General features: G+C 75.1%; 20 protein-coding genes and 1 tRNA gene. 15 read left to right on the top strand and 6 right to left on the bottom strand.

Features of this window, described 5'->3' with window-relative positions; translation table 11 throughout:
• The coding region (locus tag E9529_RS17880) for a dolichyl-phosphate-mannose--protein mannosyltransferase (RefSeq protein ID WP_236832617.1) at positions 1-1,483 on the top strand (1,483 nt) is incomplete at its 5' end.
• A 15-nt stretch (positions 1,484-1,498) separates the two neighbouring features.
• Here the strand turns inward: E9529_RS17880 and E9529_RS17875 are convergent.
• The 6 genes from E9529_RS17875 to E9529_RS17850 all read right to left on the bottom strand — a co-directional run bounded on the left by E9529_RS17875 (position 1,499) and on the right by E9529_RS17850 (position 6,411).
• Positions 1,499-2,020, bottom strand: a complete 522-nt coding sequence (locus E9529_RS17875) for a DUF4396 domain-containing protein (protein WP_236832616.1) — start codon at positions 2,018-2,020, stop codon at positions 1,499-1,501.
• A gap of 214 nt (positions 2,021-2,234) precedes the next feature.
• Positions 2,235-2,311 (bottom strand) — tRNA-Ala (locus E9529_RS17870).
• A 64-nt stretch (positions 2,312-2,375) separates the two neighbouring features.
• Positions 2,376-3,098: a hypothetical protein gene (locus E9529_RS17865; protein ID WP_236832615.1), complete on the bottom strand. Its 723-nt coding sequence runs from the start codon at positions 3,096-3,098 to the stop codon at positions 2,376-2,378.
• A 178-nt stretch (positions 3,099-3,276) separates the two neighbouring features.
• Complete coding sequence (locus E9529_RS17860) at positions 3,277-3,909, bottom strand: GNAT family protein (RefSeq protein WP_308195304.1); 633 nt, start codon at positions 3,907-3,909, stop codon at positions 3,277-3,279.
• 11 nt (positions 3,910-3,920) lie between these two features.
• Positions 3,921-5,375 carry a gephyrin-like molybdotransferase Glp gene (gene glp, locus E9529_RS17855; protein WP_236832614.1) on the bottom strand — a complete coding sequence of 485 codons (1,455 nt, stop codon included), beginning with the start codon at positions 5,373-5,375 and terminating at the stop codon, positions 3,921-3,923.
• Positions 5,376-5,490: 115 nt separating this feature from the next.
• Entirely contained in the window at positions 5,491-6,411 is a 921-nt protein-coding gene (locus E9529_RS17850; RefSeq protein ID WP_236832613.1) for a UTP--glucose-1-phosphate uridylyltransferase, read from the bottom strand.
• A 27-nt stretch (positions 6,412-6,438) separates the two neighbouring features.
• Here E9529_RS17850 and E9529_RS17845 point away from each other — a divergent pair, with 27 nt between their 5' ends.
• From E9529_RS17845 to E9529_RS17780, 14 genes are all read left to right on the top strand, one after another.
• A complete protein-coding gene (locus E9529_RS17845) occupies positions 6,439-7,029 on the top strand; it encodes a 5-formyltetrahydrofolate cyclo-ligase (RefSeq protein ID WP_236832612.1) in 591 nt (196 codons plus the stop codon).
• A 42-nt stretch (positions 7,030-7,071) separates the two neighbouring features.
• Positions 7,072-8,409 carry an SLC13 family permease gene (locus E9529_RS17840; RefSeq protein WP_236832611.1) on the top strand — a complete coding sequence of 446 codons (1,338 nt, stop codon included), beginning with the start codon at positions 7,072-7,074 and terminating at the stop codon, positions 8,407-8,409.
• A gap of 84 nt (positions 8,410-8,493) precedes the next feature.
• Positions 8,494-9,681, top strand: coding sequence for a CaiB/BaiF CoA-transferase family protein (locus E9529_RS17835; RefSeq protein WP_236832610.1), 1,188 nt, complete (start codon positions 8,494-8,496; stop codon positions 9,679-9,681).
• Complete coding sequence (locus E9529_RS17830) at positions 9,678-11,198, top strand: acetyl-CoA carboxylase carboxyltransferase subunit alpha/beta (RefSeq protein ID WP_236832609.1); 1,521 nt, start codon at positions 9,678-9,680, stop codon at positions 11,196-11,198. Before E9529_RS17835 ends, E9529_RS17830 begins: the two co-directional genes overlap by 4 nt.
• 58 nt (positions 11,199-11,256) lie before the next feature.
• Positions 11,257-11,976, top strand: a complete 720-nt coding sequence (locus tag E9529_RS17825) for an AAA family ATPase (RefSeq protein ID WP_236832608.1) — start codon at positions 11,257-11,259, stop codon at positions 11,974-11,976.
• A 38-nt stretch (positions 11,977-12,014) separates the two neighbouring features.
• Positions 12,015-12,464 carry a DUF5313 family protein gene (locus tag E9529_RS17820; RefSeq protein ID WP_236832607.1) on the top strand — a complete coding sequence of 150 codons (450 nt, stop codon included), beginning with the start codon at positions 12,015-12,017 and terminating at the stop codon, positions 12,462-12,464.
• A 32-nt stretch (positions 12,465-12,496) separates the two neighbouring features.
• Positions 12,497-12,946 (top strand): helix-turn-helix transcriptional regulator, encoded by a 450-nt coding sequence (locus E9529_RS17815; protein ID WP_236832606.1) that lies wholly within the window; start codon positions 12,497-12,499, stop codon positions 12,944-12,946.
• A gap of 4 nt (positions 12,947-12,950) precedes the next feature.
• Entirely contained in the window at positions 12,951-13,361 is a 411-nt protein-coding gene (locus E9529_RS17810; RefSeq protein ID WP_236832605.1) for a VOC family protein, read from the top strand.
• A gap of 94 nt (positions 13,362-13,455) precedes the next feature.
• Positions 13,456-15,831 (top strand): excinuclease ABC subunit UvrA, encoded by a 2,376-nt coding sequence (locus tag E9529_RS17805; RefSeq protein WP_236832604.1) that lies wholly within the window; start codon positions 13,456-13,458, stop codon positions 15,829-15,831.
• Positions 15,832-15,867: 36 nt separating this feature from the next.
• Positions 15,868-16,287, top strand: a complete 420-nt coding sequence (locus E9529_RS17800; RefSeq protein ID WP_236832618.1) for a helix-turn-helix transcriptional regulator — start codon at positions 15,868-15,870, stop codon at positions 16,285-16,287.
• Positions 16,284-17,000 (top strand): cation diffusion facilitator family transporter, encoded by a 717-nt coding sequence (locus E9529_RS17795; RefSeq protein ID WP_236832603.1) that lies wholly within the window; start codon positions 16,284-16,286, stop codon positions 16,998-17,000. The genes E9529_RS17800 and E9529_RS17795 overlap by 4 nt, the downstream gene beginning before the upstream one ends.
• Positions 16,886-17,920, top strand: a complete 1,035-nt coding sequence (locus E9529_RS17790; RefSeq protein ID WP_236832602.1) for a cation diffusion facilitator family transporter — start codon at positions 16,886-16,888, stop codon at positions 17,918-17,920. The genes E9529_RS17795 and E9529_RS17790 overlap by 115 nt, the downstream gene beginning before the upstream one ends.
• A 45-nt stretch (positions 17,921-17,965) precedes the next feature.
• Positions 17,966-19,222: an APC family permease gene (locus E9529_RS17785; protein WP_236832601.1), complete on the top strand. Its 1,257-nt coding sequence runs from the start codon at positions 17,966-17,968 to the stop codon at positions 19,220-19,222.
• A gap of 148 nt (positions 19,223-19,370) precedes the next feature.
• Entirely contained in the window at positions 19,371-19,697 is a 327-nt protein-coding gene (locus tag E9529_RS17780) for an FmdB family zinc ribbon protein (RefSeq protein ID WP_236832600.1), read from the top strand.
• Positions 19,698-19,793 lie beyond the last annotated feature (96 nt).

Raw genomic sequence — 19,793 nt, 5'->3', positions numbered from 1 at the left:
GCACCGCGGCGATCGTCCACGCCGCCCGCCGTTCCCCGCCCGCCGCCTCGACGTCGTCCCGCCGCTGCCCGACGACCGGCGGACGGCGTGGACGATCGCCGCGGTGCTGGGCGCCCTGGCGCTGACCCTGCGGCTCTGGGGCATCGGCTACCCGCGGGACCTGGTCTTCGACGAGGCGTACTACCCGCCCGAGGCGCACGAGCTCCTGACCTGGGGGTTCGAGTACAACCGCGGCTACTCGTTCATCGTCCACCCGCCCCTGGGCAAGTGGATGATCGCGCTCGGCGAGCAGCTGTTCGGCTACAACTCCTTCGGCTGGCGCTTCCCCTCGGCGGTGGCGGGGTCGATCGCCGTCGTCCTGCTGTTCCGGCTCACCCGGCGGCTCTCGGGCTCCACGCTGGTCGGCCTGTTCGCCGGCGTGCTGCTGCTCGTCGACGGCCTCCAGTTCACGCTGTCGCGGATCGGCCTGCTCGACATCTTCCTGCAGGTCTTCGTGCTGGCTGCCGTCGCCTGCCTCGTCGTCGACCGGGACGTGGTGCGCGCCCGGGTGCGGGCGGCCGCCGACGTCGGCGCGACGGGCTTCCGGCTCGGCCCGCGGGGCTGGCGGATCGCGGCCGGCGTGCTGTTCGGCTGCGCCTGCGCGGTGAAGTGGAGCGGCGTTTGGTTCCTCGCCTTCTTCGCCGTCCTCTCGCTGTTCTGGGACCGGTCGGCGTGGCGGGCGGCCGGCGTGCCCCGGCCGACCCGGACGGCGGCCCGGCGGGGGCTGCCCGGCGCGCTGTGGGCGCTGGCCGTCGTGCCGGTGCTCACCTACCTGGCGAGCTTCACCGGCTGGTTCCTCGGCGAGACCTCGCAGGGGCGGTCGTGGGCCCAGCGCAACCCGGAGACGGCGTTCCCGTGGGTGCCGGACGCGCTGCGCTCGCTGTGGCACGAGCACGCGGAGTGGCTGCGCTTCCACAGCGGCCTGTCCAGCCCGCACCCGTGGGAGTCGGGGCCCTGGTCGTGGCTGGTCACCGGCCGGCCGATCCTGCTCTGGAACCCGCAGGGGCTCACCGACGCCGACGGCGAGCAGGTGATCCGCTACATCCTGATGGTCGGGACGCCGACGCTCTGGTTCCTCTTCGCCCCCGCCATGCTCTGGCTGGTCTGGCGGATCGCCGCCCGGCGGGACCCGGCCGCGGTGCCCGTGGCGGTCGGCATCGCGGCCGGCTGGCTCACGTGGTTCCTCAACCCCGAGCGCACGATGTTCATCTTCTACATGGCGCCGGTGCTCCCGTTCTTCGTGCTGGCGGTCGCCCTGCTGCTGCAGGACGTCGTCGGCCGGCCGGGTGCCGGTGACTGGCGACGCCGCATCGGGCTGGTCACCGCATGCGGCTACGTGGCGGTCGTGGCGGCGACCTTCGCCTTCTTCTGGCCCGTGCTCACCGGCCAGCCCCTCTCGTACGCCGAGTGGGTGCAGCGGATGTGGTTCCCGTCCTGGTTCTGAGCGCGGGCGGCCGGCTCAGGAGTGGTAGCGGTGGACGACGGCGTGCCCCCGCCCCCGCGCGATCAGCGCGCGGTTGACCGGGACGGTGACGACGAAGGCGACCGCCAGCGCGACGGCGAGCGCGCCCCAGAAGAGAGGCGAGGCCAGGCCCGCGTCCATCGCACCCGGGACGGCCAGCATGATGCCGTTGTCGACGACCTCCATGACCAGGATGGAGAGAGTGTCCGCGGCCAGGGCCACCCGCACCGCCGCCCGCAGCGGCAGCCCCGAGCGCAGCACGGGCGTGATGGTGAGCGCGTAGCCGAACAGGAAGGCCAGGCCCACCGCGAGGGCGATCGTGGCGCCGTCGGACCAGCCGAGCGCGGTACCGATGACCATGCCCAGCACCTCACCGATCGCACAGCCGGTGAGGCAGTGCAGCGTGGCGCTGACCGCCAGCCGGGTGAGCGCCCGCCCGCGGGCGGGATCGTCGTGCCCGTGCCCGTGCCCGTACCCACCTGCCGGCCGGGTCCGCTCGTCGTGCCGCTGCTCGGTCATCACGCCTCCCACCCCTCGTGGACGTGCGAAGGGTACCCCCAGGGGGTATGGACGTCCAGGGGCGGCCGCACGAGCGACCCCACCGGGGAGCGGCCATCGGCACGCCGCCCGAGCGGACGTCGAGGCGGTGACCGGCGACCCGGCCGTCGCATCGCAGCCGTAGACGACGACGGCGCCGCCGGGGAGCGTTCCCCGACAGCGCCGATGCGTCGTGTGGTGGAGCTGAGGGGATTTGAACCCCTGACCCCCTCGATGCGAACGAGGTGCGCTACCGGTCTGCGCCACAGCCCCTTGTGCGGGTGAAAGAGTACCGCCCGCGTTCCCCGGCCCCGCCACCGGGGGCGGGGCCGGCGGTTCAGCCGTTGGCCGCCCGGGCGGCCGGGTACTCGTCGATGTCGGCGAAGCCGATGTCGTCGTCGTCCAGCCCGACGACCGCGCTGTTCTGCCAGCCGGCCGACGCCGGGGTGCGCGCGGCGACCACGCGACCGGGGCGCAGGGCGTGCACCGGGGCCAGCGGCACGCTCGGGTGGGACAGCAGCGGCAGCGCCTCCTGGGCGACGGTCTCGTGCACCTCCGACGAGGTGCGCTGCGCCGGCGCGGGCGCGGGCGCGGGCCGGGCGGCCGGGCGGGCCGGCGTGCGGAGGGCCTGGCGGGCCGCGGCGCGGGCGGCGCGGCGAGCGGCCAGCCGCTCCCGGCGGGCCACCTTGCGCAGCACCAGCACGTAGCCGACGGTCGCGAGGGTGGCGACCGCCTGGAGGGTCCACAGCCACGGTGTGAGCAGCAGGGCGCCGGCCAGCGAGGCGAGGGTGAGCAGCACCAGGCCACCCAGCACCCGGCGGCGCACCGCGTGCACGTCCACCTTGAGCTCGCCGGAGGTGCGCAGCACCTCGCGGTCGATCGACACCCGCTCGGTCTCCGCGTGCCGGACGGGGTCCACCGCGCGACGCCGCTGCAGGGTCCGACCGGAGTCGGCGGCTTCGACGCGGCCGTCCTGACCGTCGCCGCGGGTCACCACCATGGGCACCAGCACGACGAACCACAGCACGACCAGAGCGGCCAGCAGCACACCCGATCCCATACGACACCACCTGTCACATCAGTCACTCGCCGGGCGAGGTTATGCAGGACGGGGGGCGGTGTCGGGGAGGCGCGCGGGCGTGTCGCCGATGTGTTGTGGGACCGGTGTGACAGGAGACGGCGTGTCCCCCGCGACCGCCACGCCGCCGGCCACCGTGCGTGCTATGCCGATGTGCCGATCAGTCGACGGGTCGACCCGGGGCCGACCGCTCCCAGCGGTCCAGCACCCCCCGCGGCAGGTCCTCGGCGAGCAGCGCGTAGCTGACGTGGTCGCGCCACTCGCCGTCGATGTCGAGGTAGCGCCGCAGCAGTCCCTCGCGCTGGAAGCCGAGCCGCTCGACCAGGCGGCGGCTGGGCCCGTTCTCCGGGCGGATGTCGGCCTGGAGCCGGTGCAGCCCGGCGGGGCCGAAGGCGTGGTCGCAGACCAGGGCCACGGCCAGCGAGGCGATGCCGCGGCCGGCGACCGAGCGGTCGATCCAGTAGCCGAGGTACCCGGCGCGCAGGGCCCCGCGGACGACGTTGTCCACGGTCACCTGGCCCGCGAGCCGGCCGTCGACGCGGACCGCGAACGGCAGCGAGGTGCCCTGGCGGGCGCGGCGGGCCATGATCCGGCGCATCGCCCGGTAGCTCGCCGGGCTGTGCCGCGCCTGCCAGGAGACGGCGGCCGTGGGCTCCCACGGGCGCAGCCAGTCCTCGTTGGCCAGCCGCAGCCGGCTCCACTCCACGGCGTCCCGGCGGCGCAGCGGGTGCAGCTCCACCGGGCCCCGGGCGAGCCGGGCGGGCCAGCCGGGGTGCAGCAGCGGGTCGGTCACGGCGGGCCCGGTCAGCCGCCGAGCAGCAGCGGCATGACCGTGACCAGCCCACCGGCGGCCACCTCGGTGACGTCCTCGTCGATGACGATCAGGCAGTTCGCCCGCGCCATCCGGGCCAGCAGGGCGTCGGTCGCCTCCCCCACGGGCTCGACGACGTAGCCGCCGTCGGGGTGGCGCATGACCGTGCCGTGCAGGTACTGGCGGTACCCCAGCGGCGAGAGCAGGTGCTGGCCGGAGATGGCCTGCACCGTGCGCCGGAACAGCTGCCGCTTGCCGAGCATCAGGCGGATGGCGGGCCGGACGAAGACCTCGAAGGCGACCAGGGCCGCGACCGGCTCTCCCGGCACGAAGATCACCGGCACCTCGTCGCGCCCCAGCCGGCCGAAGCCCTGGGCCGGGCCGGGGTGCATCGCGACCTGGCTGACGCGCATGCCCCCGAGGGCGGCCAGCGCCTCCTGGACCATCTCGAAGGCGGGCCCGCTGAAGGTGCCCGAGACCAGCACCAGGTCGCTGCGCAGCAACTGGCTCTCGAGCACCTCGGCCAGCCGCCGCTGGTCGCCGGGGAGGATGCCCCAGCGGTAGGCGTCGGCCCCGGCGTCCCGCGCGGCCGCGGCCAGCGCGTAGCTGTTCACGTCCACCACCTGGCCCGGCGACAGCGGCGAGGTGATCTCCACCAGCTCCGTGCCGGCGCTGAGCACCGCCACGCGGGGGCGGGGGCGGACGGCGACGCGGTCGCGCCCGACGGCGGCCAGCAGGCTGATCTGCGCGGGGCCGATCGGGGTGCCGACGTGCACGGCGGGGTCGTCCGGGGCGACGTCGTCACCGGTCCGGCGCAGGTAGCTGCCCACCGGTGGGGCCGCCTGGACGGCGACCCGCGCCGCGCCGCCGTCGGTCCACACGGCCGGGACGACGACGTCGGCCCCGGCCGGGAGCATCGCCCCCGCGGCGACCCGCATCGCCAGCCCCGGGCCGATCGACGACGGCTCGCTGGCCCCCGCCACGCTCTCGCCCACGACGGGCAGCTCCACCGGGCGGGCGACGGTGGCCCCGGCGACGTCCTCCGCCCGGACGGCGTAGCCGTCGAGCGCGGCCTGGTCGAAGGCGGGCAGCGCCCGCTGGCTGACGACGTCCTCGGCGCAGAGCAGCCCCTGGGCGTCGAGGACGGCGAGCTCGATCGGGTCCGGCTGCGGCACGGCGGCGAGGATCTCGTCCAGGTGCCGCTCGACGGTGCGCACGAGGGGCGAGGCGTCGGAGCGCCCGTCGGCCGGCAGCGGCACCGGTCCGGTGAGCGCGCGCTGCGCCGGCAGCGGCGCGGACGCCTGGGCCGGCGGGCCGGACCGGGACGCCGGCAGCCCGCCGACGGGGCCGGTCCGCCGGGGCGGGGCCACGGGCACGTCGACCTGGGCGGTGTCCCGGTGCCCCCGGAACTCGCCGCCGTTGCTGCCGTCCTCGCTCTGCCCGGTCATCCTCACCACCGTCGTCCCGCCGTGCCGTGGGCCGGCACCGCACCCTGCGGCGGCGCCGCCCCCGGACGGGGCCGGCGCCGGGCCGCAGGTGCGATCGTGCCCTCGCGGCCGCCGGTCAGGACGGCGACGCGCCCTCGGCGGGCAGCTCGGTGACGAAGTCGCGCAGCCACCCGCGCAGCGACGGGCCGAGGTCCTCCCGCTCCGTGGCCAGCCGGATGACGGCCTTGAGGTAGTCGAGCTTGTCGCCGGTGTCGTAGCGACGGCCGCCGAAGACGACCCCGTGCACCGGCTCGCCGCGCTCGACCAGGGTGGCCAGGGCGTCGGTCAGCTGGATCTCCCCGCCGCGCCCGGGCGCGGTCTCCCGCAGGACGTCGAAGACCTCCGGCGCGAGGACGTAGCGGCCGATGATCGCCAGGCTGCTGGGCGCCTCGTCGACGGGAGGCTTCTCCACCAGGCCGGTGATCGCCACGACGTCGCTGCCGTCGCCGGTCGGCTCGACCGCCACGGCACCGTACTTGTCGATGTTCTCCCGCCCGACGTCGAGCAGGGCGATCACCGAGCCGCCGTGCTGGGCCTGGACGGCGAGCATCTGCTCCAGCAGGTGGTCGCGGGCGTCGATCAGGTCGTCGCCCAGCAGCACCGCGAACGGCTCGTCGCCGACGAAGGCGGCCGCCTGCAGCACGGCGTGGCCGAGTCCGCGGGCCTCGCCCTGGCGCACGAAGTGCACCTGGGCCACCTCGGTGGACTCGTGCACGGCCGCCAGGCGCCCCGCGTCGCCCTTCTTCTCCAGGGCGGTCTCGAGCTCGGGGGTGCGGTCGAAGAAGTCCTCGATGGCCGCCTTGCCGCGGCCGGTCACCATGAGCACCTCGGGCAGCCCGGCGCGGGCCGCCTCCTCGACGATGTACTGGAGGGCCGGCCGGTCGACGACCGGGAGCAGCTCCTTGGGAACGGCCTTCGTGGCCGGCAGGAAGCGGGTGCCCATGCCTGCGACGGGGATGACCGCCTTCCGGGCCGGACGGGTGGGAGGCATCGACATGCCGGGCAGCCTATCTAGGCTGCGCCGGTGAGCACCTCGCCCGACGGTGTCACCGCCAAGGCGGTGCTCCGCGCCGAGCTGCTGCGCCGCCGCGCGGAGCGCCCCGGCCCGGAGCGGGCGGCGGCAGCCCGGTCGGTCGCCGCGACGCTGGCCGGACGGCTCGCGGGGGTGCCCACCGTGGCCGCCTTCGTCCCCGACGCCACCGAGGCCGGCCACGGCCGGCTGCCGGGGGCACTGGCCGCCGGCGCGCGCGTGCTGCTGCCGGTGGTGCCCGCCCGCGGCCGGGAGCTGGACTGGGCGGTGCACACCGGGGAGCTCGCCCCGGGCCGGTACGGGCTCCTCGAACCGGTCGGCCCGCGGCTGGGCCCCGGCGCGCTCGCCGCGGCCGGCGCCGTGGTGGTGCCGGCGACGGCGGTGGCCCGGGACGGCGCACGGCTGGGCCGCGGCGGCGGCTACTACGACCGCGCCCTGCGGCACGCCCCGGCCGGCGCGGTGCTGGTCGCCGTGGTGTTCGACGACGAGCTGGTCGACCGGCTGCCGACCGAGCGGCACGACGTCCGGGTCACGGCCGTGGTGACCCCGTCCGGCGGATGGCAGGCGCTACCGGCGGGTCACTGACACAGTGGGCGCACCCCAGCCCCCCGACGCCGTGGAGTGACCGTGTCGCCCGAGATCGTCACCATCCTGGCCCTGGTCGTGATCTTCGCGATCGCGACCGTCCTGCCGATCAACATGGGCGCGCTGGCCTTCGTCGCCGCCTTCGTGGTGGGCACGCTGTCGGTCGGCCTCACGACCGACGACATCATCGCGGGCTTCCCCGCCGGGCTGGTGCTGACGCTGATCGGTGTCACGTACCTGTTCGCGATCGCGCAGAACAACGGCACCGTCGACCTGCTGGTCCGGGGCGCGGTCCGGATGGTCGGTGGCCACGTGGCGGCCATCCCCTGGATCATGTTCGCCGTCACCGCCGTGCTCACCGCCATCGGTGCGCTCTCACCGGCGGCGGTGGCGATCATCGCGCCGATCGCGCTGACCTTCGCCGCCCGGCACGACATCAGCCCGCTGCTGATGGGGATGATGGTCATCCACGGCGCGCAGGGCGGCGGCTTCTCCCCCATCAGCGTCTACGGCGTCACGGTCAACTCGATCGTCGAGCGCGAGGGCCTGCCCGGCAGCCCGCTGGCGGTCTTCCTCGGCGCGCTGTTCTTCAACATCGCCATCGCGCTGGTGCTGTTCTTCGTCCTCGGCGGCCGCAAGCTGCTCGGCCGCAAGGTCGCCGCGGAGCCCCTCGCCCGCACCGAGCACGCCCACGGGACGCTCGTGCGCGGCCACGGCGCCGCACCCGGCCCGGGCGTCGGCGGGGACGACGACGAGCACATCCACCCCGAGCGCCCGGCCCCCGTCCGCTTCGAGCAGGTGCTCACGCTGGTCGGGCTGGTCGTCGTCGCCGTGCTCGCGCTCGCCTTCGACCTGGACATCGGGTTCGTCGCGATCACCGTCGCCGTCGTCCTGGCGCTGTTCTCCGCGCAGCAGCACAAGGGCGCCGTCACGCAGATCAGCTGGTCGACGATCTTGCTCATCGCCGGCGTGCTGACCTTCGTGTTCGTCCTCGAGGAGGCGGGCACGATCGACTACGTCGGCGACGCCGTCATCGGGCTCGGGGTGCCACTGGTCATCGCGCTGCTGCTGGCCTACATCGGCGGCGTGGTGTCGGCGTTCGCGTCGTCGACGGCGATCATCGGCGTCGCCATCCTGCTCGCGGTGCCCTTCCTCGAGGAGGGCTCGATCAGCGCCGTCGGCGTGGTGGTCGCCCTCTCGGTGGCCTCGACGATCGTCGACGTGAGCCCGTTCTCGACCAACGGCGCGCTGGTCCTGGCCAACGCCCAGGACGTCGACCGCGACCGGTTCTACAAGCAGATCCTGGCGTACGCGGGGATCGTGGTGGCCGTCGGACCGCTGCTGTCGTGGCTGGTCTTCGTCGTCCCCGGCTGGCTCTGACCCGGCTGGCCAGAGATACCTCAGCGCTGAGACACTTCCGGAGCGCAGCCACCGGAGCCGCGCCCCCCGAGCGAGGGAGCAACCATGCCCGGACCGCTGGACGGCGTCCTCGTCGTCGACCTGACCCGCGCCCTCGCCGGGCCGCACGCCGCGATGATGCTGGGCGACCTCGGCGCCCGCGTCATCAAGGTGGAGACGCCGGGCACCGGTGACGACACCCGGAGCTGGGGGCCGCCGTTCGTGCAGCCCGACAGCGGTGACCGGGAGTCGACGTACTTCCTGTCGACGAACCGGAACAAGGAGTCGATCACCCTCGACCTCAAGGACGAGGCCGACAAGGCGGTGCTGACCCGCCTGCTCGAGCGCGCCGACGTGCTGATGGAGAACTTCCGGCCCGGCACGCTGGCCCGGCTCGGCTTCGGCACCGACGTGCTGGCCGAGCTCAACCCGCGGCTGGTGACCCTCGCGATCAGCGGGTTCGGCCACGACGGCCCCGAGGGCGGCCGCGCGGGCTACGACCAGATCGCCCAGGGCGAGGGCGGGTTGATGTCGCTCACCGGGTCCGGCCCGGAGGACCCCCAGCGGGTCGGCGTCCCGATCGGCGACCTGCTGGCCGGGATGTACGGCGCCTACGGGGTGCTCGCCGCGCTGATCGAGCGGGACCGCACCGGCCGCGGTCAGGTGGTGCGCACCTCGCTGCTCGCCGCGATCGTCGGCGTGCACGCCTTCCAGGGCACCCGGTGGACCGTCGCCGGCGAGGTCGGCGCCGCGCAGGGCAACCACCACCCCTCGATCGCGCCCTACGGGTTGTTCCACTGCCAGGGCGGCAGCGTCCAGGTCGCCTGCGCCAACGACTCGCTCTGGCGCAAGCTGTGCGCCGAGTTCGGCTTCGACCCCGAGGCGCCCGGGATGGCGACCAACGGCGACCGGGTGGAGCACCGCGCCGAGGTGATCGCGCTGCTCGAGGGGGCGTTCGCGGACATCCCCGCCGAGGAGCTGCTGGCGCGGCTGGCGAAGGTGGGCATCCCCTCGGGCAAGGTCCGCACGCTCGACGAGGTGTACGGGTGGGACCAGGCCCTCTCCCAGGGGCTGCTGGTCGACGTCGACCACGCCACGCTCGGCCGGCTCCACCTGCCGGGGCCGCCGCTGCGCTTCTTCTCCCCGGGTGCCGACGGCGAGACCGAGACGACCCGCCGCGAGCACACGGCTCCCCCGATTCTCGGCGCCGACGGCGACGCCATCCGCGCCTGGCTGGACGGGTCCGAGGCGTGAGCGGCCGGCCGGACGCCCGCACCCTGCGCGACCTCGTCCTCGACCCGGGGTCGTGGGTGTCCTGGGACTCCCCCGTCCCACCCCGCGACGTCCCGGCCGACTACGCCGCCGAGCTCGCCCGCGCGGCCGAGCGGTCGCGGCAGGACGAGTCGGTGATCACCGGCGAGGGCCGGCTGCGCGGGCGCCGGGTCGCCGTCGTCGCCGGGGAGTTCGGCTTCCTCGCCGGCTCGATCGGGGTGGCCGCCGCCGAGCGGCTGATCGCCGCGGTGGAGCGGGCCACCGAGGAGGGGCTGCCGCTGCTCGCGGCCCCGGTGTCGGGCGGCACCCGGATGCAGGAGGGCACCGTCGCCTTCCTGCAGATGATCGGCATCACCGCCGCGATCGCCCGGCACAAGGAGGCGGGCCTGCCCTACCTCGTGTACCTGCGCCACCCCACCTTCGGCGGCGTGCTCGCCTCGTGGGGCTCGCTCGGGCACGTGACCATCGCCGAGCCCGGCGCCTCGATCGGCTTCCTCGGCCCGCGGGTGTTCGAGGCGCTGTACGGGGAGCCGTTCCCGGCCGACGTGCAGACCGCGGAGAACCTGGCCGAGCACGGCCTCATCGACGCCGTCGTCCCGCCCGAGCAGATCGCCGAGGTGGCCGACCGCGCGCTGCGGGTCCTCTCCGCGCGGCAGACCTGGCACCTCGACGTCCGGGACGCGGAGCGGCCGACGGCGGAGGACGGCACGGACGCCGACGACCCGGAGGACGGGCGCAGCGCGTGGGAGGTCGTGACGGCGTCACGGCGGGAGGACCGCCCCGGCGTGCGGCGGCTGCTGCGGACGGCGGCCACCGACGTCGTCGGGCTGTCGGGCACCGGCGCCGGCGAGAAGGACCCCGGGCTGCTGCTGGCGCTGGCCCGCTTCGGCGGGGCGCCGTGCGTGGTGCTCGGGCAGGACCGGCGCGGGCAGTCGCTGTCGGCGCCGCTCGGGCCCGCGGCGCTCCGCGAGGCGCGACGCGGCATGCACCTGGCCGAGCAGCTGCGGCTGCCGCTGGTGACGCTCATCGACACCCCCGGCGCGGCGCTCTCCCGCGAGGCCGAGGAGGGCGGGCTGGCCGGCGAGATCGCCCGCTGCCTGCACGACCTCGTGGTGCTCAAGGCACCCACGCTGGCGGTGCTGCTCGGCCAGGGCACCGGCGGTGGCGCGCTGGCGCTGGTGCCGGCCGACCGCGTGCTGGCCGCCGCGAACGGGTGGCTGGGCCCGCTGCCGCCGGAGGGCGCCAGCGCGATCGTGCACCGCACCGTCGACCGGGCCGGCGAGATGGCCGCCCACCAGGGCGTGCGGGCCACCGACCTGTGGCGGGCCGGGATCGTCGACCGGGTGGTGCCCGAGCGGCCCGACGCGGCCGACGAGCCGGTCGAGTTCTGCCTGCGGCTGGGCCGGGTGCTCGGCGAGGAGCTGGCCGGGCTGCTGGGCCGCGACGACACCGAGCGGTTCCGCACCCGGCTGCACCGCTACCGCCACCTCGGCCGCTGAGAGCGGACTCGCTCGAGGCGGTGCCCGGGGAGGGCCCGGGCTGAGCCAGGATGGCCGCGTGGACCGCCGACCCGTGCGCCGGCTCAAGCCCGACCCGGCCGCACCCCCGCCACCTGCGGGCACGTGGCCGGCGACCGTGCCCGCGGTCGCGCAGGTCCTCCGCGAGGGGCTGGAGCTCGGACCGGGCGCGACGGTGCTCGTGGGTGAGAACGGCTCGGGCAAGTCCACGGTGCTCGAGGTCCTGGCCGCGGCCCTGGGGCTGAACCCCGAGGGTGGGTCCGCCGGCGCCCGCCACCGCACGCGCAGCAGCGAGCCGGGCGGCCTCGACCTCGTGGTGGAGCGCAGCCCCGGGGCTCCCCGCTGGGCCTACTTCCTGCGAGATGAAACCCTGCACGGCCTGTACAGCTACCTGGAGGAGAACCGGAACCCCCAGCGCGCGGAGACGGCCTTCCACGAGCTGTCCCACGGGGAGGCGTTCCTGTCCCTCTTCGGCGACCGGGCCCGCGGTCCGGGCCTGTACGTGCTCGACGAGCCCGACGCCGCCCTCTCCTTCACCGGCGTGCTGTCCCTGGTCGCCCGGCTCGGTGAGCTGGTCGCGCAGGGTGCGCAGGTCGTCGTCGCCACCCACTCGCCGGTGCTGGCCGCCCTGCCGGGTGCCCGGCTGCTCGAGGTCGGCCCGTGGGGGCTGCGGGAGACCGCCTGGGAGGACCTCGAGCTGACCGCCCACTGGAAGCAGTTCCTGGGCGATCCCCGCTCGTTCCTGCGCCACCTGGGGTGAACGCCCCCACGAGGAGGCGGCACTGGGACCATGGTCCGGTGGACAACGACGCGGAGCGGGCACCCGACCCCGTGGTGCGCCCGGCCCCGCACCGGTGGGTCTGGTACGCCCTCGGCGGCGGGCTGCCCGCGCGGCACCGCGGCTGGGTGCTGCACGACACGACGACCGGCACCTGGTGGGCCCGGCACCTGCTCCGGACGCTGGTCCAGCTGTCGGTCCCCATCGCGCTGGTCGTGGCGTTCCTGCCCGCGTCGCTGGCGCTGCGGCTGGCGGTCGCGGGCGGCGGCATCTTCCTGGCGCTGATCTTCTCCCTGGCCTACATGCCCGAGACGACGGAGAACCGGGTGGTGAAGGCCGGCTACCCCGCGGGCACCGCCACCGCCGCCCGGGAGCGCGCCGGCCTCGCCGGCCAGCAGGCCGAGAGCGAGCGCAAGCGCGCCGCCGCCGCCCGCCGGGCCGCCCGCTACCGGGAGCGCCAGAGCCGCTGACGTGGCGACGGCGGGGTGGCAGCATCTCGCCCGTGACCAGCGGAGCGGCCGCCGACCCGCACCTGCGCGACCTCGCGCGGCTGCGCCGCGTCAAGGACCGGATCGACCGCGAGCACGCCCAGCCGCTGGACGTCGCCGCGCTCGCTCGCGGCGCCCACATGTCGGCCGGGCACCTGAGCCGGGAGTTCAAGCGCGCCTACGGCGAATCGCCCTACGCGTACCTGATGACGCGGCGGATCGAGCGCGCGATGGCGCTGCTGCGGCGCGGCGACCTGACCGTCACCGAGGTCTGCTTCGCGGTCGGCTGCTCGTCGCTGGGCACCTTCAGCACCCGCTTCACCGAGCTGGTCGGCGTGCCGCCGAGCACCTACCGGCGGGAGGCCGCGGCGGCCACCGCCGGCATCCCCCCGTGCACCGCCAAGCAGGTCACCAGACCGGTCAGGAATCGAGAAGCGCCGGCACCCGCGCCGTCCCTAGCGTGACGCCATGGAACTCACCGTCCACCACACCTTCCTCCCCCACGACGACCCCGACGCCTCCCTCGCCTTCTACCGCGACGCCCTCGGCTTCGAGCTGCGCAACGACGTCGGCTACCAGGGCATGCGCTGGCTGACCGTCGGCCCGGCCGATGGCGCCGCGACCTCGATCGTGCTCCACCCGCCGGCCGCCGACCCCGGGATCACCGACGACGAGAAGCGCACCATCGCCGAGATGATGGCCAAGGGCACCTACGCCTCCGTCGTCCTCGCCACCAGCGACGTCGACGCCGCCTTCGACCGCATCCAGGCCACCGGCGCCGAGGTGGTGCAGGAGCCGACCGACCAGCCCTACGGGGTGCGCGACTGCGCGTTCCGGGACCCGGCGGGCAACACCGTCCGCATCCAGGAGCTGCGCTGAGATCCGGCCGCCCCGACGGTCATCCCTGTCGGACGCCCCTGGTAGACACCGGGCCCTCGCCGCACCGGCGGGGGCCCGGACGGACGGAGAGACGATGAGCACGCTGACCGAGCCGATCGCGCTGCACGCCGCCGACGCCCACGACCTGATCCGGGTGGTCGGGGCGCGGCAGAACAACCTCAAGGACGTCACCGTCGAGATCCCCAAGCGGCGGCTCACGGTGTTCACCGGGGTCTCCGGATCGGGCAAGAGCTCGCTGGTCTTCGGGACGATCGCGGCCGAGTCGCAGCGCATGATCAACGAGACCTACAGCGCCTTCGTGCAGGGCTTCATGCCGTCGCTGGCCCGGCCCGACGTCGACGTCCTGGAGGGCCTGACGACGGCGATCATCGTCGACCAGGAGCGGATGGGGGCCAACCCGCGCTCCACCGTGGGCACCGCCACCGACGTCAACGCGATGCTGCGGATCCTGTTCAGCCGGCGCGGGGAGCCCGCCCTCGGCTCACCGAACGCCTACTCCTTCAACATGCCGTCGATCTCGGCCAGCGGGGCGATCACCGTCGAGCGCGGTGCCGGCACCAAGGCCGAGAAGGTCACCTTCACCCGCCTCGGCGGCATGTGCCCGCGCTGCGAGGGCATGGGCTCGGTCAACGACATCGACCTGACGGCGCTCTACGACGACTCGAAGTCGCTGGCCGAGGGCGCCTTGATGGTGCCCGGCTACAGCATGGACGGCTGGTACGGCCGCATCTTCGCCGGCGCCGGGCTGCCCATGGACAAGCCGATCGCGGAGTACACGAAGAAGGAGCTGCACACGCTGCTCCACGCCGGGCCGACCAAGGTGAAGGTCGAGGGGGTCAACCTCACCTACGAGGGGCTGATCCCGAAGATCCAGAAGTCGATGCTCAGCAAGGACGTCGAGGCGATGCAGCCGCACGTCCGCCGCTTCGTCGAGCGGGCGGTGACCTTCGAGACCTGCCCGGACTGCGACGGCACCCGGCTGAGCGCCGAGGCGCTGTCGTCGAGGATCCGCGGCAAGAACATCGCCGACCTGTGCCGCATGCAGATCAGCGACCTCGCCGCCTGGCTGCGCGACCTCGACGACCCCACGGTCGCGCCGCTGCTGGCCGGGCTGCAGCACACCCTCGACTCCTTCGTCGAGATCGGGCTGGGCTACCTCTCGCTGGAACGCCCGGCGGGCACGCTGTCGGGCGGCGAGGCGCAGCGGACCAAGATGATCCGCCACCTCGGGTCGTCGCTGACCGACGTCACCTACGTCTTCGACGAGCCCACCATCGGGCTGCACCCGCACGACATCCGGCGGATGAACGACCTGCTCCTGCGGCTGCGCGACAAGGGCAACACCGTGCTGGTCGTCGAGCACAAGCCGGAGGCGATCGCGATCGCCGACCACGTCGTGGACCTCGGCCCCGGCGCCGGCAGCGCGGGCGGCGAGGTGGTGTTCGAGGGCAGCGTCGAGGAGCTGCAGCGCAGCGGCACCCTCACCGGCCGCCACCTCGGCGACCGCGTCGCGCTCAAGCCGGAGGTGCGCCGGCCCACCGGCGCGCTGGAGATCCGCGGGGCGCGGCAGAACAACCTGCAGGGCGTCGACGTCGACATCCCCACCGGGGTGCTCACCGTGGTCACCGGCGTCGCCGGGTCGGGCAAGAGCTCGCTCATCCACGGCAACCTCGCCGGCCGGGAGGGCGTGGTGGTCGTCGACCAGTCGGCGATCCGGGGGTCCCGCCGGTCCAACCCGGCCACCTACACCGGCCTGCTCGAGCCGATCCGGAAGGCGTTCGCCAAGGCCAACGGGGTCAAGCCCGCGCTGTTCAGCGCCAACTCCGAGGGCGCCTGCCCGACCTGCAACGGCGCCGGTGTCATCTACACCGACCTCGGCGTGATGGCGACGGTCGAGTCGACCTGCGAGGAGTGCGAGGGCAAGCGCTTCCAGGCCCCGGTGCTGGAGTACCGGCTGGGCGGGAAGGACATCGCCGAGGTGCTCGGCATGAGCGTGACCGAGGCCGAGGAGTTCTTCGGCAGCGGGGAGGCACGGACGCCGGCGGCGCACGCGATCCTCGACCGGCTGGCCGACGTCGGGCTGGGCTACCTCACGCTGGGCCAGCCGCTCACCACCCTCTCCGGCGGCGAGCGGCAGCGGTTGAAGCTGGCCACCCGCATGGCCGAGAAGGGCGGCGTCTACGTGCTCGACGAGCCGACGACCGGCCTGCACCTGGCCGACGTGGAGAACCTCCTCGGGTTGCTCGACCGGCTGGTCGACTCGGGGACGACGGTGATCGTCATCGAGCACCACCAGGCGGTCATGGCGCACGCCGACTGGATCGTCGACCTCGGCCCCGGCGCGGGCTCGCAGGGCGGCCGCGTCGTGTTCGAGGGCGTCCCGGCCGAGCTGGTCGCCGCGCGTTCCACGCTCACCGGGGAGCACCTCGCCGAGTACGTCGCCCGCTGAGTTAGCGAGCCTTGGCGCTATCATCGTCGGGTGACGATGAACAGAGGCGCTGCTCGCACGGTCGAGGGCCCGGTCGACGAGGGCCCGGTCGACGAGGGCCCGGTCGACGAGGCCCCGGTCGACGAGGCGGCGGCACTGTCGGCCGCCGCCTGCCTGTTCCGCAGCCTCGGGGACCCCAACCGGCTGGCCATCGTGCGCCACCTCGCCCTCGGCGAGCACAAGGTGGTGGAGCTGACCCGCCACCTCGGGCTCGCCCAGTCCACCGTGTCGGCACACCTGGCGTGCCTCCGCGACTGCGGCCTGGTCACCTCCCGGCCGCAGGGACGGGCGTCGCTGTGGTCGCTGGCGGCGACGCCGGAGGTGCTCGGGCTGCTCGCGGCCGCCGAGCAGCTGCTCGCCGCCACCGGGGACGCGGTGACGCTGTGCCCCACCCACGGCGAGGAGGCGGCCCGGTGAGCGCGGCGACCGCCAGTCCCGCGACTACCGCGGCCGAGCGCGCCCGCCTCGGCCGCCGCGCGCAGCTGCTCGCCGGCACCGCCGTCGCCTACAACGTCGTCGAGGCGGTCATCGCCATCTCCGCCGGCGTGGTCGCCGGGTCGGTGGCGCTCGTCGGGTTCGGCCTGGACTCCGTCGTCGAGGTCTCCAGCGGCCTGATCATCCTGTGGCAGTTCCGGCACCACCTGCCGGAGACGCGGGAACGGCAGGCGCTGCGGCTGATGGCCCTCTCGTTCGCCGCCCTCGCCGCCTACGTGGCGTTCGAGTCGGTGCGCGCGCTGGTCACCGGCGGCGATCCGGACGCCTCTCCCGTCGGCATCGCGCTGGCCGCGGTCTCCCTGGTCGTCATGCCGTTCCTCTCCTGGGCGCAGCGCCGCACCGGCCGGGCGCTGGGCTCCGGCGCCGTCGTCGCCGATTCCACGCAGACGCTGCTGTGCACCTACCTGAGCGCCGCCGTCCTCGCCGGGCTGGTGCTCGACGCCTGGCTGGGGTGGAGCTGGGCCGACCCGGTCGCGGGCCTGGTGATCGCCGCCGTGGCGCTCCGAGAGGCGGTCGAGGCGTGGCGCGGCGAGGGGTGCTGCGCGCCCGGCCGCCCCGCCCCGGACGCGGTGGCGGGCGGCTGCGGCTCGGCCGCGGCGGGCACCTGCTGCTCGACCGCGGGGACGTCACCGTGAGCGGCGGGCACGACCACGGGCACGCAGCGGCGGCCGGCGACCGGCGGCGCCTCGCGGTGGTGCTGGCCCTGACCGCGGGCGTGCTCGTGGTCCAGCTGGTCGGGGCGCTGGTCTCGGGCTCGCTGGCCCTGCTCGCCGACTCGGCGCACGCCGCCACCGACGCCGCCGGGCTGGGCATCGCGCTGGTCGCGGCCACGCTGGCGGCGCGGCCGGCCACGTCGCGGCGCACCTGGGGCTACCGCCGGGCCGAGGTCCTGGGCGCCACGCTGCAGGCGGCGGTGCTGCTGGCCGTCGGCGGCTACATCGCGGTCGAGGCGTTCCACCGGCTGGCCGACCCGCCGGAGATCGCCTCCACCGCCGTGCTGGTGTTCGGCGGCATCGGGCTGGCCGCGAACCTGGCCGGCATCGCGGTGCTCACCCGCGGCGGGCACGGCGGCAACGTCAACATGCGCGCCGCGCTGCTCGAGGTGGTCAACGACGCGCTGGGCTCGGTCGCGGTGCTGGCGGCGGCCGCCGTCGTGGCGCTGACCGGGTGGCTCCAGGCCGACGCCATCGCCTCGCTCGTCATCGTCGCGCTCATCGTCCCGCGCACGGTCAAGCTGCTCCGGGAGACGGTGTCGGTGCTGCTGGAGAGCACACCACCCGGGCTGGACCTCGACGCCGTGCGCACCCACCTGCTCGCGCTGCCGCACGTGATCGGGGTGCACGACCTGCACGCCTCGCAGATCACCAGCGGCCTGCCGGTGCTCTCGGCGCACGTCGTCGTCGAGGACGGCTGCTTCCACGACGGGCACGCCCCGCAGGTGCTCGACCAGCTCCAGGCCTGCCTCGCCGAGCACTTCCCGGTGGGCGTCGAGCACTCCACCTTCCAGCTGGAGACCGCCGCGCACGCCCACCACGAGCCCGCCGCACACCGCTGACCGCCCCGCTATCGTCGGCCGACGCCGTCGCCAGCGAGGAGCGCCGTGAGCACAGGTCCCGCCCTCGTCCGGCGGCTGGGCACCACCGATGCCGTGGTCATCGGGCTCGGCTCGATGGTCGGGGCCGGGGTGTTCGCCGCCTTCTCCCCCGCCGCGCAGGCAGCCGGCGCCGGCCTGCTCATAGGGCTGGCACTGGCGGCGGTGGTCGCCTACTGCAACGCCACGGCGTCGGCGCAGCTGGCCGCGCAGTACCCCACGTCCGGCGGCACCTACGTCTACGGCCGTGAGCGGCTCGGCCCGTGGTGGGGGTTCCTCGCCGGGTGGGGCTTCGTCGTCGGCAAGACCGCGAGCTGCGCGGCGATGGCGCTCACCTTCGCCGCGTACGCCGCGCCGGCCGGCTGGGAGCGGCCGGTGGCGGTCGCCGCGGTGCTGGGCCTGACCGCGGTCAACTACCGCGGCATCACCCGCACCGCGGGGGTGACCCGATTCATCGTCACCGTCGTCCTGCTCGCGCTGGCCGTGGCGGTCACTGCGAGCCTGCTCGGTGACGGGGTCACCACGGACGGGCCGGCCGGGTGGGCGTTCACCGAGGGTGGGGTGCGCGGCACCCTGCAGTCGGCCGGCCTGCTGTTCTTCGCCTTCGCGGGCTTCGCGCGGATCGCGACGATGGGCGAGGAGGTGCGCGATCCGGCGCGGACCATCCCGCGGGCGATCCCCCTGGCGCTGGGCATCGCCGTCGCCGTGTACGCGGTGGTCGCCGTGGCGGTGCTGGTGGCCCTCGGCCCGGACGGCGTCGCCGCCACCTCGGCACCCCTGGCCGCGGCGGTGGACGCCGGCGGGTGGGCGTGGGCCGAGCCGGTGGTGCGCATCGGCGCCGCCGCGGCCTCGCTGGGGGCGCTGCTGGCGCTGGTCGCCGGGATCGGCCGCACCGGCCTGGCGATGGCCCGGCAGGGGGATCTCCCCCGCTTCCTCGCCGCGGTGCACCCGCGCTTCGCCGTGCCGCACCACGCCGAGCTCGCCCTGGCCGCGGTCGTCTGCCTCCTGGTGCTCACCGTCGACCTGCGCGGCGCGATCGGCTTCTCCTCCTTCGGCGTGCTGCTCTACTACTCCGTCGCGAACGCCGCCGCCTTCACCCAGGACCGGGCGCACCGCCGCTTCCCCCGGCCGCTCCAGGTGCTCGGCGTGGTCGGCTGCCTGGTGCTGGTCGTCTCGCTGCCCGTCGAGGCGGTGATCGGCGGCGTCGTCGTCTTCACCGTCGGCATCGCCTACCGGCTGGTCCGGCTCCGCCTCGCCACCCGGTAGGCACCGGCGCTGGCCCCTCCGGGCGACGCACGTCTCACCTGCCCCCGCAGACGTGGACGACGGGTCACCGCATGGCGCATCATTGGCAGTCTCCGGGTGCGAGTGCCAACCCGGACCCCACCTCCGCTCGACCAGGGAGAGCCACGCCGTGCCCACCTACCAGTACGCCTGCACCAACGCCGAGGGCAAGCACGAGTTCGAGGTCGTGCAGTCCTTCACCGACGCCCCGGTGACCGAGTGCCCCGAGTGCGGCGCCGCGGTGCGCAAGGTCTACGGCTCGGTCGGCGTGGTCTTCAAGGGCTCGGGCTTCTACCGCACCGACAGCCGCTCCACCGGCAAGGCCTCCGAGAGCGCGGGCAGCAACGGCTCCTCCTCGGGCACCTCCTCATCGGCCCCGGCCAAGGAGAGCTCCTCCTCCACCCCCGCGGCCAAGCCGGCGGCCACCTCCGGCAGCGCGGCCAAGGCCGCGAACTGACCCGGCGGCGGCGGGGCTCCTCCACAGCCCCGCCGCCGCTCCACAGCCCCCGCCCGAGCGCTACCCGGCGCCCGCCCCACCGGGCAGGGTCGGGGC

Origin of the sequence: Blastococcus sp. KM273128 (assembly GCF_021698975.1) — a bacterium.
In the GTDB taxonomy this organism is placed as follows: domain Bacteria; phylum Actinomycetota; class Actinomycetes; order Mycobacteriales; family Geodermatophilaceae; genus Blastococcus.
Note: the sequence above shows the minus strand (reverse complement) of the source record. Positions and strands in the feature narration are given on the sequence as shown.